Genomic DNA, 17798 nt, shown 5'->3' with positions numbered 1-17798 from the left:
TGGTCACGATCACCGGATCGGGGGGGCACCATGCGCACGACGTGAAGGGGGGATACCGAGCAGGGCTGTGGCTTCAGCCTCGGTGACGCCGGTCAGGGGTCGGGTATCCAGCAATTGGGTCACGATCTCGCTCGATGGGGTGCACAGCGTCATCGGGCGGGTCAGCAGGCGCTCGGTGATGGGGACATCCGACACGATCCGCACGCGTTTGTGGCGGGGGTCTGAAGCGAGTCGACGCATCAACCGGTCGATGTCGTTCCGGTCTCCCTCAATGGCCTGGAGGACCCGGCCATCGTGAAACAGCATGGCGCTGCACAGTTCGTCACGGCGATTATTGTTTTCCGAAACACCGAGAATCTGGGCGATCGAGAGGGTCGAGGACACCGTCGGTTCGGCGGTGTCGCTCACATAGATTACGCGGTGCAGCAAAGCCTCACCCTTTACTGAATTTAGTCGATACTGCAGACACTGTAACGGGTTACGAGATCAAAAATAGACCCTCAGGGGCATTCGCGGTTCATATTTTTAACCTTGATTGCTGCGCCTCAGTCTCCATCTGCTCCGGATGACCCAACCCCACCCGAATTTCCCCGACTGGCACGGCACCACCATTCTGGCGGTGCGAAAAAACGGTCGCACCGTCATCGCCGGCGACGGCCAGGTCTCGATGGGACCGACCATCGTCAAGGGGGCCGCCCGCAAGGTGCGGACGCTCGCCGGGGGCAGGGTTCTGGCCGGGTTCGCCGGGGCCACAGCCGATGCCTTCACCCTGATCGAGCGGCTGGAGGCCAAGCTGGAACAATATCCGGATCAGCTGGCGCGAGCCTGCGTCGACCTGGCCAAGGACTGGCGCACCGACCGCTATCTGCGGCGACTGGAAGCCATGTTGCTGGTCGCCGACGCCACCTCGATCTTTACCGTCACCGGGGTCGGCGACGTGCTGGAGCCGGAACACGGGGTGGCGGCAGTCGGGTCGGGCGGGAATTTCGCTTTGGCGGCGGCCCGGGCCCTGATGGAACACACCGAGCTTGATGCCGAGCAAATCGCCCGCAAGGCGATGGCGCTCGCCTCGGAAATTTGTGTCTACACCAACGGCAATCTGACGGTGGAAACCCTGGATGACGGGGGTGCCCGATGACCGATCTGTCGCCGCGCGAGATTGTTTCCGAACTGGACCGGTTCATCGTCGGTCAGGATGACGCCAAGCGCGCCGTGGCCGTGGCCCTGCGCAATCGCTGGCGGCGCAAGCGGGTGCCTGAGGACCTGCGTGACGAGGTCACACCCAAGAACATATTGATGATCGGCCCGACCGGGGTCGGCAAGACCGAGATCGCCCGACGGCTGGCCAAGCTGGGTGGCTCGCCCTTCCTCAAGGTCGAGGCGACCAAATTCACCGAGGTCGGCTATGTCGGCCGCGACGTCGATCAGATCATGCGCGACCTGGTCGAGAGCGCCCTGGTGATCGTGCGCGACAAGCGACGCTCGGGCGTCAAGGCCCAGGCCGAGGGTCAGGCCGAGGAGCGTATTCTCGACGCCCTGGTCGGGCCGGGCTCGCAGCCGGCGACCCGGGACAGCTTTCGCAAGAAGCTGCGGGCCGGAGAGCTGGACGACAAGGAGATCGAGATTGCCCTGACCGATACGACCTCACCGCTGCAGGGGCTCGACGTGCCCGGCGGCGGCAATGTCGGCATGATCAATCTCAGCGAGATGTTGGGCAAGATGAGCGGGCCGCGCAGCAAGACGGTCAAACTGCCGGTCCGGGACGCCGTGGCTCCGCTGGTGGCCGAGGAGAGCGACAAGCTGCTGGATCAGGACAGTCTGACCAAGGAGGCCCTGCTGCTGGCCGAGAACGAGGGCATCGTCTTCCTCGACGAGATCGACAAGGTAGCGGCGCGTCAGGGCGCATCCGGAGCCGATGTGTCGCGCGAAGGCGTCCAGCGGGATCTGTTGCCGTTGATCGAGGGGACCACCGTCTCGACCAAATACGGGCCGGTGCGGTCGGACCATGTGCTGTTCATCGCCTCGGGGGCCTTTCATGTGTCCAAGCCCAGTGACCTGCTGCCGGAACTGCAGGGCCGGTTGCCGATCCGGGTCGAGCTGAAGGCCCTGACCCGCGACGACCTGAAGCGCATCCTGATCGAGCCCGAGGCCAATCTGATCCGTCAGAACCAGGCGTTGCTGGCCACCGAGGGGGTGACGCTGACGTTCACCGACGACGCCGTTGAAGCCATGGCCGATGCGGCGGTAGCGGCCAACGGCGCGGTCGAGAATATCGGCGCGCGTCGGTTGCAGACCGTGCTGGAAAAGGTGCTGGAGGAGACCAGTTTCAAGGCCGCCGACCTGTCCGGCCAGACCGTCACCTTCGACGGGGACGCGGTGCGGGCCAGGGTCGGGGATCTGGCGAAAAATGCGGATCTGAGTCGGTTCATTCTCTAGCCGACATCACCAGGTGATCAGGCCGAGGTGCTCCAGCAGGATCCGCGTCCCCATGCCGATCAGCAGGATGCCGCCGATCAGTTCGGCGACCGGACCCAGCCGGCTTCCGGCGACGCGGCCGATGAGCATGCCCAGGGTCGCCAGTATGAAGGTGGTCAGGCCGATAGATACGGCGACCACGCCGATATTGACGCCGAGAAAGGCGAGGGAGACGCCGACGGCGGCTGCGTCCAGGCTGGTGCCGACGGCGGTGGCGACGAGGGCCAGCCGACCCCGGCTCCGCGGTGCGGCGGCGGCTGCGTCGGGCGATTCCCGTCGGGTCGCTTCCCAGATCATCTTGCCGCCGACCGCGCCCAGCAGGCCGAAGGCAATCCAGTGGTCAACCGACTGGACGAAACCGGCCGCGGTCAGGCCGAGGGCCCAGCCAATGACCGGCGTGACGGCCTCTATGGCCCCGAACACCAGCCCGGCCCGGACGGCCGCGGACAGGGTTGGGCGGTGAACAGCCCCGCGCCCGATCGCGGCGGCGAAGGCGTCGGCGGACAGGCTGAGGGATAGCAACAGAATGGTGATTGGGGACATGGGTCAGGGGCTCCACCGGATGCGTGACAGCACGCCCCGATTCGGCCGGTGCCGGACCGAAGGCGCGCTGGTCTCGCAAGGCGGATGATCCGCTGATCGCACCACGCGCCGCGAGGGCGCGAGTGTGTTGATACGATCCCGGCTGGGCGGTGCCGGCTGCTACTCCCCAACGCCGCGGCTTCTAGAGTTGACGGCGGTGAAGATCAAGCGTCACCGGTGCGCCTTAAATCCAGCGCGATCTGTGTTATAAGGCCCGCCTTCCCCGTTCTCGCAGGATCTAATGCCTTGAGCGTCACGCTCGATCTTTCGCGTGTCTCCACGCCCGCCACCCCCGTGCCCGTCACCCTGTCCGGGATGACGCGGACGGCCCTGCGCGAGGCCCTGATCGCCGCCGACATCTGCCCGCCCGAAAAGGCGAAGATGCGAGCCACACAGGTGTGGCGCTGGATCCATTTCTACGGGGTCACTGACTTCGCGGCGATGACCGACATCGCCAAGGACACACGGGCGAAACTGGCCGAGGTCTTCACCGTGGCCCGGCCCGAGATCGTCGAACGCCAGGTGTCCAAGGACGGCACCCGCAAATGGCTGATCCGCACCGCCCCGGGCATCGAGGTCGAGGCCGTCTACATTCCCGACGTCGGCCGGGCCGGGGCCCTGTGCGTCTCGTCCCAGGTCGGCTGCACCCTGAACTGCACCTTCTGCCATACGGGCACCCAGAAGCTGGTGCGCAACCTGACCGCGGCCGAGATCGTCGCCCAGGTCCAGGTCTGTCGCGACGATCTCGAGGAATGGCCGAAATTCGGCGAGGACGTCACCGACCAGGACGAGCGCCGGCTGTCGAACATCGTCTTTATGGGCATGGGCGAGCCGCTCTATAATCTCGACCATGTCGCCGACGCCATCGAGATCATTTCCGACGGCCAGGGCATCGCCCTGTCACGGCGACGGATCACCGTTTCAACCTCGGGCGTGGTGCCGCAGCTGGAGCCGCTGGGTACGCAAACCCAGGCCATGCTGGCGATCAGCCTGCACGCCACCAATGACGCCCTGCGTGACGTGCTGGTGCCCGTGAACAAGAAATATCCGCTGGACCAGCTTATGGCCGGCATCCGCGCCTATCCCGGCATCTCCAACGCCCGGCGGGTCACGTTCGAATATGTGATGCTGAAGGGCGTCAACGACAGTCCGGAGGAGGCGAGGGCGCTGGTGAAGTTGATCGAGGGCATCCCCGCCAAGGTCAATCTGATCCCGTTCAACCCGTGGCCCGGCACCGACTACGAGTGTTCGGACTGGAAGACGATCGAACGGTTCGCCGCCATCCTCAACAAGGCCGGATACGCCTCGCCGATCCGCACCCCGCGCGGGCGCGATATCCTCGCCGCCTGCGGTCAGCTGAAGTCCGAGAGCGAGAAGGTGCGGGCCTCGGCCCGACGCTTACCACCGGCCACTGTCGGAGCGGCGTGAGCGTTTTCACTTACTGGCTGAAACCCGGGGTCACGTTTCGTGACCGGGTGTGACCTTACAGGTCTTGCGGATTGGGGCCACAATCAGGCAAGTGTGTTTTGCTTTCGTTCGCCTGGATGATCATGGACCCGACCTCGCTTTCCAACGCTCTTTCCAGCCCGGAGGTCCAGGCGTTTGCCAGTGGCTTTCCGGTCATGGTCATGCATCTGGGACTGACGGTCGGCCTGCTGGTCGTGGGGGCGGCCGTCTATGCGGTACTGTCTCCCTGGAAGGAGATCGGCCTGATCCGCGAGGGCAATTCAGCCGCCGCCGTGGCCTTCGCCGGAATTCTGCTTGGTCTGGCCGTGCCGCTGGCCGTGTCCCTGTCCGTGTCGACCTCGTTGCGGGACATCGCCATCTGGGGTGTGGCGACCGTGATCCTGCAGCTGTTCGCCTTCCGCGTTATCGACACCCTGCTGACCGGCCTGCCCCAGCGTATTCGTGACGGCGAGGTTTCGGCGGCCGTGCTGCTGGTCGGTGCCAAGCTGTCGACCGCCCTGATCCTGGCCGCGGCCCTGACGGGCTGAGGCGGCCATGCATTTTCCTCGCCTGCCGGACTGGCTGATCTACGGAACGGTTCTGGCGGTGCTTGTCATGGCGTCCCTGGGCAGGCGTGAGAATGCGGATGCGCCGCCGGCCGTGCCGCCGCCCGATGATGTCGAGGTCGCCCTGCTGGGACCGGTGACACCGTTTGACCCCGCCGTGACGGTCAATGCCCCTGATGCGGCGTTCCAGCCGATGACGGGCACGGCCTTCTCGATTGCCGGCGACGGTCGCTGGGTCACGGCCCGCCATGTGGTCGAGGGCTGTCGCAAGCCGGCCCTGATCGTCGGTGGCGGCCGGGCCGTGGCGGCGGCAAAACGTCTGGCCCCGCGGGCTGATGTGGCGGTGTTGATCACCGAGGGCGGGCCGCCGGCCGTGCCGGTCGTCGTCGCGCCCTCGCTGCATCCGGGCCAACGCGCTTTCCATCCCGGCTTTCCCCAGGGGCGGGCGGGTGAGGTCACGACCCGGCTGTTGGGTCGCGAAACCCTGAAGGGGCAGAGGCGGGGCCGGCGCGATGAGGCTGTTCTGGCCTGGGCCGAGGTCGGTCGCACGGCGGGAATGGAAGGGACCCTGGCCGGGCTGTCCGGCGCGCCGGTGCTGGACCGTCAGGGACGCGCCCTGGGAGTCACCATCGCCGAAGCGCCGCGTCGGGGGCGTATCTACACCACGATCCCCGCCGCTTTCGGAGCCGCCGTGCGGGGGATGCAGGAGGCCGACGAATTGCCGCTGGGCGAGCCGGTCACGATCGACAACTACGGCCGCGTCGCCGATGCCATGCGCCGCGACCTTCGGGTGGCCCAGGTGGTGTGTCTGCCGGGGTGACCGTCACCCCCCGCCCGTCATGCGAGCGGGGGATGGAGTGTTTCAGCGCAGCGTCGCGTCGTCCAGGTTCAGGTCGGACAGGGGAATGACCTCGACGCCGGGATGTTTGGCCCTGAGCGCGTCGATGAATTGGGCCGCATCCCCGACGATCACCAGGCTGGCCTCATTGACCGGCAGGTGGCGGGCGAAGGCGGCCTCCAGCTGTTCCGGTGTGACGGCGCGGACCCGGCCCGCATAGGCGGCCAGTTCGCTCATCGGCAGGTCATAGAGGGCCAGGTTGGCGACCAGGCCGCCGAGACCATCGACTGTTTCCAGTGACCGGCCGAAGCCACCGATCAGGGTGGCCCGACGCGGGGCCAGGTCGGCCTCGGTGGCCGGGGTTTCACCCAGGCGGGCGATCTCGGCGAGGATCAGGTCCGACACCTCGACGGCGGCATCGTTGCGGGTCTGGGCCGAGGCGGTGAACACCCCGGCGTCCTGACGGGCCCCCAGTGACGATCCGGCCCCGTAGGACAGGCCGCGCTTGATGCGGATTTCCTGGTTGAGTCGTGACGAGAAGCCGCCGCCCAGCAGGGTGTTGCCCACGGTCAGCGGGAAATAGTCGGCATTGGTCCGAGACACGCCCCGGATGGCGGCCACGACGGCGGCCTGACCGGCCCCGGGCTGGTCAATGACGATGATGCGCGGGCTCAAGGCCGTGCCGGCGGGATGGGCGGCGGTGGTGGCGGTGTCGGCCGGGTTGCGCCAGTCGCCGAAAGCCTGCTGCGCCAGCACCCGGGCTTCGGCCGGAGTGATGCGGCCCGAGAAGACCAGGGTGGCGTCTGACGGCCGGTAGTGGGCCCGGTGGAAGGCGGCCACATCCTCACGATTGATGGTCGGGATGCTGTTGACCGTGCCGGCGGACGGGGCCCCATAGGGAGCCCCCCCGTAAATGACCCGCGCCACGGTCTGGGAGGCGATGGTGCCGGGCTGGCTCAGGGCCACGCGCAGGCCGTCCAGGGTCTGGGTCTGCTGACGTTCCAGCTCCTCATCGGCGAAGGCCGGGTTGCGGACCAGGTCGGCCATCAGGGCGACGGCCTGCGGAAAGACGTCGGCCGGGGCATTGGCATAGACGTTGGAGAAGTCGACGCCGGACCCGGCCCCGACCGTGGCCCCCAGCTGTTCGATCTCGGTGGCGATTTCGGGGGCCGATTTTTCGGCCGTGCCCTGGGTCAGCAGGGCGGCGGTCAGGGATGCGACCCCGGCCTTGCCCGCAGGATCCTCGGCCGAGCCGGCATCGAAGCTCAGTCGCGCCGAAACCAGCGGCAGGCCGTCGGTGGCGGCGACCAGGACACGCAGGCCATTCGACAGGCGGAAGTCCGAGACCAGCGGCGTGACCGGCGCGATCTCGGTCCCCGGCTGGGGCAGGGACAGCCGCTGGTCCGCTGGCAGCAGCGTCGCCGGCGTGCCGGCCGGGGCCAGGGACGCCAGGGTCACCGGGGCGTCGACATTCATGTTCTGCACCGAGGTCGGATGGTCGTCGTCGGTGGACAGATAGCGCATGGTGACGCTGCGGTTCTCGGTCAGATAGCGACGGGCCACGCGTTGCACATCGGTGACGGTGACCGCCTGGATATCGGCAATTTCACGGTCGGCCACAGTGGCATCGCCGGTCATGATCAGGACGTTGCCCAGGGTGGTGGCGCGGTCATCGACCGATTCCCGGCCGCGCAGGGCGTTGGCGACCAGCTCGTTCTTGGCCTCGGCCAGTTCTGCGGCGGTCACCGGCTCATCGCGCAGGCGGGCGATCTCGACCTTCAGGGCTGCGATCCCGACTTCGGGCGACTGGCCCTGGGTCATGATGGCATAGGCGGTCAGATTGCCGGCCTGCTGGGAAAAGTCGGGGTTGGAGCCGGCCTGGGCGGCGATCTGCTGTTCATAGACCAGTGACCGGTACAGGCGGCTGCTCTCGCCGGTGGAAAGGATGCCGTCCAGCACCGTCAGGGCGGCACGGTCATCGTTGCGATAGGCGACGGTCGGCCAGGCCATGACCACGGCGGGCAGCGGCACATTGGGGGCGTAGAAGGTCGCCTCGCGCGGACCGGTCGGTTCCGGTTCGATCACATTGTTGACCGGCATCGGCGTCGCGGGCCGTTTCAGCGGGCCGAAATACTGGTCGATCCAGGCGTTCATCTGCGCCGGGTTGAAATTCCCCGCGACGATCAGGATGGCGTTGTCGGGCCGGTAGTAGGTCTGGTGGAAGCGCAGCACGTCGTCGAGGGTCGCCGCGTCCAGCTCCTCGATCGAGCCGATGCCGGGGCGACGGTAGGGCGAGTCCTGATAGATGGTCTGGGGCGCGAACAGGCCGAACAGCCGCCCGTAGGGGCTAGCCAGGATGCGTTGGCGGTATTCTTCCTTTACCACGTCGCGTTCGGAATCGAAGGTCGGCTCATCGACGACGAGAGAGCCCATCCGTTCGGCCTCGGCGAACAGCATCCGCTGCAGATGATTGGCTGGAACGACCTCGTAATAGGCGGTCATGTCGTCGGCGGTGAAGGCGTTGTTGAAGCCGCCGACATCCTCGGTCAGCCGGTCAAAGGTCTCCGGCGGCAGGTTGCGCGTGGCCTTGAACATCAGGTGTTCGAACAGGTGGGCGAAGCCCGAGCGACCGGCCGGGTCATCTTTGGAGCCGACCCGGTACCAGACCTGGACCGTGACGTTCGAGGTGTTGGGGTCGAGGGCGGAATAGACTTCCAGCCCGTTGGCCAGGGTGCGCCGGGTGAAGCCCAGCGGCGGCACCTCGATACCGGCCGGGGTGGTGGTGGCGACGGGCGCGGCGGAGGCCGGGGCGGCGACCTCTAAGGCCCAGGCGGGGCTGGATGACAGCAGGGCGACCACGGCGGCGGTGGTGATCAGACGAAGTTTCATGCGCGAGATTCCCGGATGGCCCGGACAGGGGCTTTTCGCGACCCTATCAGGGCCGTGCGACCACGCACGTTACGGAGCTGTAATGTCGACCGGGGTCTAGCCGAACACCTCGACACCGATCTCGCCGTCGGCGGTCAGCCAGGCGCGTTTCATGCCCTGGCTGTTGAACGGATGGGCGATGCGGCCCTCGCGGTCCAGCGCGATCAGGCCGCCGTCGCCGCCCATTTCGCCGATTTCGGCGATCACCGCGCGGGTCGCCGCCTCGAGCGTGGCCCCGGCGGCCACGCGCCAGCTGACCTGGGCGCAGGCGGCGGTGCGGATGAAATATTCGCCCTGGCCGGTGCCGGAGACGGCGACATGGCTGTCGGCCCAGGTGCCGGCGGCGGGAATCGGGGCGTCACCGACCCGGCCCGGCATCTTGCCGAAGACGCCGGCGGTCGAGGTGGCGGCGGCCAGGCGACCGGCGGAGTCGAGCACGCAGCAGCCGACCGTACCGTGGGACAGCGCCCCGGCCAGCACGTCAGGCGAGGTGCCCGGCGGATGATTGTCCTCGCCCTTGCCGGCATGGGTGAACCAGGCGGCCTCGTCGTTGATCGTCTCCAGCCCCTGGTCATGGGCGAACAGGGCAGCACCCTCGCCGGCGAGCATGACGTGCGGCGTATGATCCATCACCGCCCGGGCGGCGCGGATCGGGTTACGAAACCCCTGCAGGGCGGCTACGGCCCCGGCCTTGCGCGTGGCCCCGTCCATCAGGCTGGCGTCCAGTTCATAGGCCCCGGCCAGATTGGGGGAGGCTCCGCGACCGGCCACATACAGTCCGGCGTCCTCGAGCATCACCGTGGCCTCGACCGCCACGTCGATCGCGGACGCACCGGCATCCAGCCGCGCCTTCATGGCCTCGACCACCGCGCGCATATTCTCGACTTCACGATCATAGTTGCGCTCGGGCCGGGCTCCGGCACCACCGTGCAGAATGAGGGCGTGGCGGGTCATGACTGGCTCTTCCCTGGTGCGGCGGCGACCGCTAGCGTCGTATTTCGCATCTTGCCTCTCCGCCGCGCGTACTGTGATCCTGACCCGTCCATGCGCGTGATCCGGCGGTGTGCGCAAGCTCCGGAGCCCTCTGGTGTCGTCCAATATCGGCGATTCCAGGTCTTCCGATTTGACCCACGACCCAGGAACCCCTCCATGCGCGCAGTGCTCTCCAAGATCCCCGGCGGCCCCGAAACCCTGGTGGTAGAGGATATCCCGGCCCCGACCCCGATGAAGGGGGAGGTGATGATCGAGGTGAAGGCGGTGGGGATCAATTTCCCCGACACCCTGATCATTGAGGACCGCTACCAGTTCAAGCCGCAGCGACCCTTCGCGCCGGGCGGCGAGGTCGCCGGCGTGGTCGTGGGGGTCGGTGACGGGGTCAAACATGTTCGCGAGGGCGACCGGGTCATCGCCGTGCCGGGCTGGGGCGGGCTGGTCGAGTATCTGACCGTGCCGGCGGCTGCGGTGGTTCCCATGCCCGACGGCATGGATTTCGAAACCGCCGCGGCCCTGATCATGACCTATGGCACCAGCTATTATGCGCTGAAGGACCGGGCCGGATTGCAGGCGGGTGAGACCCTGCTGGTGCTGGGGGCGGCAGGTGGCGTCGGGGCCGCGGCGGTCGAGCTGGGCAAGGTCATGGGCGCGCGCGTCGTGGCGGCGGCCTCGACCGCTGAAAAGGTCGAATTCGCCCGGGACCTGGGGGCGGATGACGGGCTTGTCTATCCGTCCGGCAAGATGGACCGGGATGTGCAGAAGGACCTGTCGGGCGGATTCAAACGGGCCACCGGTGGCGACGGTGCCGATGTGATCTATGATCCGGTCGGCGGCGACTATGCCGAACCGGCGCTGCGGGCCATGGCCTGGAACGGACGCTATCTGGTGGTCGGTTTTCCGGCCGGTATTCCCGCCCTACCGTTGAACCTGACCCTGTTGAAGTCGGTCTCGGTCATCGGCGTGTTCTGGGGCGCAGCCGTGATGCGCGACCCAGCAGCTCATGTCGCCAACATGGGCGACCTGATGCGGTTCTGGAGTGAAGGCCGGATCAAGCCGCGGGTCAGCCGGACCTTCCCGCTGGAACGGGCGCATGAGGCCATTCAGGCCTTGGGTGACCGCAGCGTTCTGGGCAAGGTGGTGGTGAGGGTCGGGTCGTGACTCCGGGGGGCAGGCTCAGTTCGACTTGAGCCGCTCCAGTGCCGCCTTCGCCGCGTCGAGGTGACGACGTTTGATATTGGCACCCAGCATGGCGATCACGGCCGTGATTACGGCGGCATCGTCGGTGAACCCGATACCGGCGAAGACGTCGGGGATCGCATCAATCGGCATCACGAAATAGGCCAGCGCCCCAAGCATCAGCCCCTTGGCCGCCGCCGGCGTCTCCGGGTCGCGAGCCGCGAACCAGACGCTCAGCGCCTGGCCGGCGAACGGGATGCGGGCGGCGGTGCGCCGGATCTTGGGCCAGAAGCCGCGCGAGACCCGCGTCTCATTGACGCGCTGGACCGAGGGCACGAGCGCCCTCGCCGGGTCGAGCGCGTCCCTGGGATGGGTGGGTTTGGCATTGTCGGTCATGGCGGCTAAAGCCCGGCGATACGAATTCGTTCACTCCAATATAGGGGCTCCGGCCATGAAACTCGACGGTTCGATCGCAGCGGTGGTGACGGGTGGGGCTTCGGGCCTGGGCGAGGGCACGGCCCGGGCCATCGCCGCCACGGGCGCGAAGGTCGCCCTGTTCGACCTCAATGAGGAAAAGGGTGAGGCCATCGCCAGCGAAATCGGCGGTGTCTTCTGCAAGGTGGATGTCACGTCGGATGAGGATGTGGCCGCCGCCTTTGCCAAGGCCCGTGCCGCTCACGGTCAGGAGCGGCTGACCGTCAACTGCGCCGGTATCGCCATCGGCCAGAAGACCGTCTCGCGCAAACGCGACACCGGCGAGATCCGCGCCCATGATATGGCCGCCTTCGAGCGGACCGTGCGCATCAATCTGTTCGGCACATTCCGGGTACTGAGCCAGTCGGCAGCCGGCATGATGACGCTGGAGCCCATGGCCGACGGTGAGCGGGGCCTGGTCGTCAATACGGCCTCGGTCGCGGCACAGGACGGCCAGATCGGCCAGGCGGCCTATGCCGCCTCGAAGGGCGGCGTCTATGCCATGACCTTGCCGGTCGCCCGCGACCTGGCCCAGGAAGGCATCCGGGTGAACACCATCCTGCCCGGCATCATGTGGACGCCGATGATGGCCGGTATGGACCAGAAGGTTCAGGATGCCCTGGCTGCCGCCATTCCCTTCCCCAGCCGTCTCGGCACGCCCGCCGACTATGCGTCGCTGGTGCTGGAGCTGGTGCGCAATGTCTATATCAACGGTGAGTGCATTCGTCTGGACGGGGCGATCCGGCTGGCCCCGCGCTGATCGCCCCGAGGCGATCAGCGCCTCCTTTTGGCGCTACGGTCGCGACGCGGTCGCTCCCAACCTGAGCGCATGCGCGAAGCGCTAGGCCGTGTCGGGTCGAGAAGGCGGAGCCTTCTGACCACGGCGAAACGAATAATGGCCGTGTCGGGTCGAGAAGGCGGAGCCTTCTGATCGCGGCGAAAGGAAAAAGGGACTTGCGAGGGGGCGGGGGTGTCCGCTATACGCCCGCCTCTCGACGAGACGGATTGCCCGTGCAGGGCCCGTCGCGGAGTGCGGGCGTAGCTCAGTGGTAGAGCACAACCTTGCCAAGGTTGGGGTCGAGAGTTCGAATCTCTTCGCCCGCTCCAGTCGAGACCTTACCTGTTTGGGGCGCTGGTGCTCGCGACGCGGTCGCTCGCGGCTTGAGCGCGGCCACCCCATGGGCGGTTTGAGTTTGCCAGGGTTTGGGCCGTTCGGTCGTGTTTTGCGGTCCTCGGACAGAATGTCATGATCGCGCGATAGTCGGGCGGGCGCGTGTCCAATATGGCGACTCGCCCTTCGGGCGCGTAACAACCCCGCGGTTCGTCTTTTGCAGACCATCGACGGCAGGGCGCGCAAGGCGCCAATTTGGGACGGATCGCGCATGTTCATGGAAGGCGAGGTCAACTGGGTACTGGTTCTGGGTGCGGTTTCCGCCCTGATGACCGTGGTCGCCCTGGTTGCGCTGTTTTTCGCCCTGACCCACCGCGTCCGGCACGTCAGCACCAGCGATCAGCTGGATATGGTGCAGAAGGCCGCCGATATTGCCGACCGGCGGCTGCTTGAAACCCTGCACGCCATCCCGGTTGCCCTGGTTGAAACGGACCGGGCGGGGAAGTTCGTCTTCGCCAACCGGGCCGCCCACCAGCTGCTGGGTCGCCGCGACGCCGAATTGATCGGCCTGCGGTTTCATTCCGCGACCTGGGGGATCACCTATCCTGACGGCCGCCCGATTCCGCCCGACCTGCTGCCCAGCGCCCGGGCCCTGCGTGGCCAGACGGTCAAGGGCTTTCAGCACCTGTTGGCCAATCCGGCGACCCGTCGCAAGATGCTGGTGTCGGTTACCGCCATGCCGATCGAGGACGCTCGTGGAAACGTCACCGGCTCGATCGCCGCCCTGGTCGAGACCGAAAGCCTGACCACGCCGGAAACAATCGTACCCGATCCGGTCAACCCCGCTGCTGTCGCCACCACGACGGGGGAGCTGACCCGTCGCGTGTTCGAGGCGGCTGCCAGCGCCCTGGTGGTGGTCGATGCGGATGGCGCGGTCCGGGAAGCCAATCACACAGCCCTGGCTGTGCTGGGTCGGGCCGATGATGTCGCCGGATCCGATTTCGCCAGCCTGTTTCTGACCGAGGACGAGCAGGGGGCCGGGCGACAGGCGCTTCATGCGGCCCTGACGGTACCGGCGGGCGAGGCGGAGCCGTTTGTATCTCGGGCGGGCTCTGACCAGGCGATCCGCTGGGCCTTGCTGCCGCTTGCCGATGACGAGGGGCGCATTGACGCCCTGTTGCTGGCAGGTGAACGGGCCGGTCCGGAAGCGCCGGTGATCGAGGTCGTCACTGACGGACCCGATGTGGTGGCCGAGCGCGAGGCGACGCTGATTGCCGACGTCGAGGCCGCGCGACAGGAGGTCGAACTGGCCCGCGCCGAGGCCGAATCCGCCCGCGCCGCAGCCCTGAAAACCGAGCAGGACGCGCGAACGGAGATGGAGGGTGTCCGCCGGATGGAAAGTGTCGGCCGGCTGACCGGCGGCGTGGCCCATGATTTCAACGCCCTGCTGGGGGTGATGACCGGCGCGCTGGATATGATGCTGCATCAGGCTGACGACCCGTCCCGGGTCCGGCGTCTGGGCGAGGCAGCTTTGGCCGCAGGCCGCAAAGGCGAATTGCTGACCCGCCGGCTGACCGCCTTCTCCCAGGGCGACGATTCCCCGGTGTTGCAGGTCCTTGATGCCGGCGTTTTGCTCAAGGCGATGGAGGGGCGGCTCAGGGATATGGCCGGTCCGGGTATCGACCTGATGATCGAGGGACCGTCAGGTGATGCGCCGGTCCGTCTCGATCCCGTCGCGTTCGACGGAGCCGTCCGGGCCCTGCTGACCAATGCGGTCGAGGCTGTCGAGGGGCAGGGATCTATCGCTGTCAGGCTGGAGGCCATGATGGAGGGAGGCCTGCGGCTCAGCGTGCGCGACTCCGGTCCTGGCATGGATCGCGATCTGGCGGCGCGTGCGCTCGAGCCCTTTTTCACCACCCGCCCCGGCTCGGCCGGTCTGGGTCTGTCCCAGGCCTATGCCTTCGCGCGCCAGTCCAGTGGGGTGCTGTCGATCGACAGCCGTCCCGGTGACGGGGCCGAGGTGGCCATCTCCCTGCCCAGCGCAGCCTGACCGGTTCCGGCCCTTTCCCGGCCTGTAAACAGTGGTTAGGCTTGGTCCCGAAGCGGGAGGTCCGACCATGAAGATGCTGCGTTTCGTTCTCGTTCTGACGGTCATTGCCTATGCCGGATGGTTGGCTTGGCCGTTTATTTCGCCCTTCCTCGATGGCGGGTCTCCGAACATCGCCGTCGTGCGCGCCGGGGCCGACGGCCTCGCGGGCATGCCCGCTGCGGCCCTGTGGGTCGGGGCTGTCGCCCTGTATCTGATTTCGGCCCTGATGCTGGGGGCGGGTAACCCCCGGGCGGCGATAGCCTATTTCCTCGGCTTCATCGCCGATGCGGTCCTGCGTCTGGCCATGGATCACGGGAGCGGTGGTGATATCGCCGCCCGCTCCAGCGAGGTTCTGGCTCCGGCTGTGACCGGCCTGACCCTGGATCCTGTTTGGCCGATCCTGACCGGACTGCTGTTGATCGGCGTCCTGGTCATCGTCACCAGCCGTCGGCGGCGACGCAACCGCATTCCGGGTCAACTGGCGATCTGAACCGTTCAGGCCCGGCAAGGCCCCCTCCCCTGTTCGGGCCCGGGGTGCACACCTATATCGGACGAGGCGGTTGACCCCGGCGGGGTGAACGCTAGTTTCCGCGCGCTCCCCCCGCGCCCGTTCGAGACCCAGAGGATTTTATGGCTGAAGCCGTTCGCTACGACGTTGTCATCATCGGTGGCGGACCGGGTGGCTACAATGCCGCGATCCGGGCGGGGCAGCTGGGCCTGAAGGCGGCCTGCATCGAAATGCGCGACACGCTCGGCGGCACCTGCCTCAATGTCGGCTGTATGCCGTCCAAGGCCCTGCTGCACGCGTCGGAACTGTTCGAGGCCGCGGGTACGGAATTCGCCACCCTGGGCATCGAGGTCAGCCCGAAGCTGAATCTGGCCCAGATGATGAAACAGAAGGCCGAAAGCGTGGAGGCCCTGACCAAGGGCATCGAATTTCTGTTCAAGAAGAACAAGGTCGACTGGGTTCGTGGCCGCGGCCGTATCACCGGTCCGGGTCAGGTCGAGGTCACGGCCGCCGACGGTACGACCTCGATCGTGTCGGCGAAGAACATCGTCATCGCCACCGGGTCAGAGCCGACGCCCCTGCCGGGCGTGGATTTCGAGCCGGGCAAGGTCATCGACTCCACCGGGGGACTGTCCCTGTCGTCCGTGCCCAAACATCTGATCGTGGTCGGGGCCGGGATCATAGGTCTGGAGCTGGGCTCGGTCTGGCGTCGTCTCGGGGCCCAGGTGACGGTGGTCGAATACTTGCCGCGCATCAGCCCCGGCATGGACAGTGATCTGGCCACCGCCTTTCAGCGCGTGCTGACCAAACAGGGCATGACCTTCAAGCTGGGGTCAAAGGTTACGGCGGCGAAATCCGGCAAGGACGGCGTCGAACTGACCGTCGAGCCCGCTGCCGGCGGTCCGGCGGAGACGCTGAAGGGTGACGTGGTTCTGGTCGCCATCGGGCGTCGTCCGTACACGGAGGGCCTCGGCCTCGAGACGGTCGGTGTCGAGCCCGACAAGCGCGGCGTGATCGGCAACGATCATTTCCGCACCGGCAAGGACGGGGTCTGGGTCATCGGCGACGTCACCACCGGTCCGATGCTGGCGCACAAGGCCGAGGAAGACGCGGTCGCGGTCATCGAATTGATCGCCGGCAAGGCCGGGCACGTCGACTACAATCTGGTGCCGAGCGTGGTCTATACCAGCCCCGAAGTGGCCTGGGTCGGTCAGACCGAGGATCAGCTCAAGGCCGCCGGTGTGGCCTACAAGGTCGGAAAATTCCCCTTCGCCGCCAACAGTCGCGCCAAGATCAATCATGAGACCGATGGCTATGCCAAGGTGCTGGCCGACGCGACCACCGACCGGATTCTGGGCGTCCACATTCTCGGCCCCCAGGCCGGTGAGATGATCGGCGAGGCCTGTATCGCCATGGCTTTCGGCGGAGCCTCCGAAGACATCGCCCGGACCTGCCACGCGCACCCGACCCGGTCCGAGGCCGTCAAACAGGCGGCCATGGGTGTCGAGAACTGGACCATGCAGGCCTAAAGCGTCCTGGGAGTTCTGACCGGGTCCGTCACAGGCGACGTTGACCTAGCCGTTCGGCAAATCGAGGGGACGGGTTGATTGGCGACGCAATCCGCGCAGCGAGACCCGGTTGTTCGGGAAGTCCAGCGTCACCAGACGGAAGCGGCTCAGCAGGTCGGCCCCGATCAGCAGCGCCGGCCGGTCCGCCAGCCCGAGCGTCTCGAAAACATGAAGGTCGGCGAACAGCAGGGGCGTCACCCCCAGTCGTGACCCGCCCAGCCGCAGTTCCTGGACCAGCCCCAGTTCGGCCAGCACGCGTTGGCCGGTGACGCTGTAGACCGGTACAGGCCGGGTCTGAAGCCGTCGGTCCGGTCGTCGCGCTCCGATCGCTTGCCGCAGGGCGAGATTGCCGATCGAATACTGTGCGCCGCTGTCGATGAAGGAGTCGACGCGCTGACCGTCGACCTCGGTCTGGGTCAGGATCATCTGGCCATAGCGTCCGCGCACCGAGCGGGTGGTCAGCCGCGTCAGGCGTGAGCCGGTATCGGCATCGCCGCCCATGACCACGCGAACGCCGCGCAAGCTCAGATCTGCGGTTTGCCGGACTACATCGAAGCTCAGGCGGAACCGGTCGAGCACATCGAGCCCCAGCAGGCCGTCAGCGGCCAGGTGGGCGCGCGGCAACACCGGACAGCGCAGGTCATGGAAGCCGAAACCGCCGATCGCCAGCCGTTCCACCTCGACACTCGGCGTCAGGGTGGCTGACGCGATGCCATGCACCAGCAGGGGCGCGCGTGCAGGCAAACCGAGCTGTTCGGCGACTGTATCGGCGACGGCCGTGCTTCCAGCCCCGGTGTCGATGACAAAGGAAAAGGGGCCCTGGTTGTTCAGGGTGACAGCTGCTCCGACCCGGGTGAACAGATTGGACAGCAGCCGGATCTGCGGGGGCCCGGACGGTGCCTCCGGCTCCTGTGCTGCAGTCTGTCCTCCCCAACCGGCCGTAACGGCACAGAGGCCGGCGATAACCGCACGACGATCATGGTCTGGACCCGGGTTCAGCGTGGCCTCCACGATGACTGTGAAGCCACTTTAGGCCGGCTTCGT

At 67.0% G+C, this 17798-nt stretch carries 16 protein-coding genes and 1 tRNA gene; 11 read left to right on the top strand and 6 right to left on the bottom strand.

From position 1 onward, the window contains the following. Positions 1-9: 9 nt before the first annotated feature. Positions 10-429 (bottom strand): BLUF domain-containing protein, encoded by a 420-nt coding sequence (locus AAC050_RS05420; RefSeq protein ID WP_339914043.1) that lies wholly within the window; start codon positions 427-429, stop codon positions 10-12. A 136-nt stretch (positions 430-565) separates the two neighbouring features. On the opposite strand from AAC050_RS05420, the gene hslV reads away from it, so the two are divergent. After that, positions 566-1138 (top strand): ATP-dependent protease subunit HslV, encoded by a 573-nt coding sequence (gene hslV / locus AAC050_RS05415; RefSeq protein WP_339914042.1) that lies wholly within the window; start codon positions 566-568, stop codon positions 1136-1138. Then, positions 1135-2436, top strand: a complete 1302-nt coding sequence (gene hslU, locus AAC050_RS05410) for an ATP-dependent protease ATPase subunit HslU (protein WP_339914041.1) — start codon at positions 1135-1137, stop codon at positions 2434-2436. Before hslV ends, hslU begins: the two co-directional genes overlap by 4 nt. Before the next feature lie 6 nt (positions 2437-2442). On the opposite strand, the gene AAC050_RS05405 is transcribed toward hslU, so the two are convergent. After that, on the bottom strand, positions 2443-3018 hold the full coding sequence (locus AAC050_RS05405; protein WP_339914040.1) for a manganese efflux pump MntP family protein: 576 nt from the start codon (positions 3016-3018) through the stop codon (positions 2443-2445). A 285-nt stretch (positions 3019-3303) separates the two neighbouring features. Between AAC050_RS05405 and rlmN the strand changes: the two genes are divergently transcribed. The 3 genes from rlmN to AAC050_RS05390 all read left to right on the top strand — a co-directional run bounded on the left by rlmN (position 3304) and on the right by AAC050_RS05390 (position 5889). After that, the gene (gene rlmN, locus AAC050_RS05400) at positions 3304-4485 is read left to right on the top strand and encodes a 23S rRNA (adenine(2503)-C(2))-methyltransferase RlmN (protein WP_339914039.1); all 1182 of its coding nucleotides are present in this window, start codon (positions 3304-3306) and stop codon (positions 4483-4485) included. Between the two features lie 122 nt (positions 4486-4607). Next, positions 4608-5051: a DUF350 domain-containing protein gene (locus tag AAC050_RS05395; protein WP_339914140.1), complete on the top strand. Its 444-nt coding sequence runs from the start codon at positions 4608-4610 to the stop codon at positions 5049-5051. Between the two features lie 7 nt (positions 5052-5058). Beyond that, positions 5059-5889, top strand: a complete 831-nt coding sequence (locus AAC050_RS05390; RefSeq protein WP_339914038.1) for a serine protease — start codon at positions 5059-5061, stop codon at positions 5887-5889. Between the two features lie 42 nt (positions 5890-5931). On the opposite strand, the gene AAC050_RS05385 is transcribed toward AAC050_RS05390, so the two are convergent. Then, positions 5932-8796, bottom strand: a complete 2865-nt coding sequence (locus AAC050_RS05385) for a pitrilysin family protein (protein WP_339914037.1) — start codon at positions 8794-8796, stop codon at positions 5932-5934. A 96-nt stretch (positions 8797-8892) separates the two neighbouring features. Beyond that, complete coding sequence (locus AAC050_RS05380; RefSeq protein ID WP_339914036.1) at positions 8893-9789, bottom strand: isoaspartyl peptidase/L-asparaginase; 897 nt, start codon at positions 9787-9789, stop codon at positions 8893-8895. Positions 9790-9984: 195 nt separating this feature from the next. Here AAC050_RS05380 and AAC050_RS05375 point away from each other — a divergent pair, with 195 nt between their 5' ends. Beyond that, the gene (locus AAC050_RS05375; protein WP_339914035.1) at positions 9985-10986 is read left to right on the top strand and encodes an NADPH:quinone oxidoreductase family protein; all 1002 of its coding nucleotides are present in this window, start codon (positions 9985-9987) and stop codon (positions 10984-10986) included. Positions 10987-11001: 15 nt separating this feature from the next. On the opposite strand, the gene AAC050_RS05370 is transcribed toward AAC050_RS05375, so the two are convergent. After that, positions 11002-11400 carry a YkvA family protein gene (locus AAC050_RS05370; protein WP_339914034.1) on the bottom strand — a complete coding sequence of 133 codons (399 nt, stop codon included), beginning with the start codon at positions 11398-11400 and terminating at the stop codon, positions 11002-11004. A gap of 55 nt (positions 11401-11455) precedes the next feature. On the opposite strand from AAC050_RS05370, the gene AAC050_RS05365 reads away from it, so the two are divergent. The 5 genes from AAC050_RS05365 to lpdA all read left to right on the top strand — a co-directional run bounded on the left by AAC050_RS05365 (position 11456) and on the right by lpdA (position 16715). Further along, positions 11456-12238, top strand: a complete 783-nt coding sequence (locus AAC050_RS05365; RefSeq protein WP_339914033.1) for an SDR family NAD(P)-dependent oxidoreductase — start codon at positions 11456-11458, stop codon at positions 12236-12238. A gap of 272 nt (positions 12239-12510) precedes the next feature. Then, positions 12511-12585: transfer RNA gene (locus AAC050_RS05360), tRNA-Gly, on the top strand. A gap of 275 nt (positions 12586-12860) precedes the next feature. After that, the gene (locus AAC050_RS05355) at positions 12861-14639 is read left to right on the top strand and encodes an ATP-binding protein (RefSeq protein ID WP_339914032.1); all 1779 of its coding nucleotides are present in this window, start codon (positions 12861-12863) and stop codon (positions 14637-14639) included. A 67-nt stretch (positions 14640-14706) separates the two neighbouring features. Continuing rightward, complete coding sequence (locus AAC050_RS05350; protein ID WP_339914031.1) at positions 14707-15168, top strand: hypothetical protein; 462 nt, start codon at positions 14707-14709, stop codon at positions 15166-15168. Between the two features lie 140 nt (positions 15169-15308). Then, a complete protein-coding gene (gene lpdA, locus AAC050_RS05345; RefSeq protein WP_339914030.1) occupies positions 15309-16715 on the top strand; it encodes a dihydrolipoyl dehydrogenase in 1407 nt (468 codons plus the stop codon). 45 nt (positions 16716-16760) lie between these two features. Here lpdA and AAC050_RS05340 read toward each other — a convergent pair whose 3' ends face one another. Next, positions 16761-17765 (bottom strand): aspartyl protease family protein, encoded by a 1005-nt coding sequence (locus AAC050_RS05340; protein ID WP_339914029.1) that lies wholly within the window; start codon positions 17763-17765, stop codon positions 16761-16763. Between the last annotated feature and the right edge of the window lie 33 nt (positions 17766-17798).

The sequence above is a fragment of the uncultured Brevundimonas sp. genome, from assembly GCF_963974615.1.
Taxonomy (GTDB): Bacteria; Pseudomonadota; Alphaproteobacteria; order Caulobacterales; family Caulobacteraceae; genus Brevundimonas.
The sequence above is the reverse complement of the archived record's forward strand: the minus strand, read 5'-3'. Positions and strand labels throughout refer to the sequence as shown.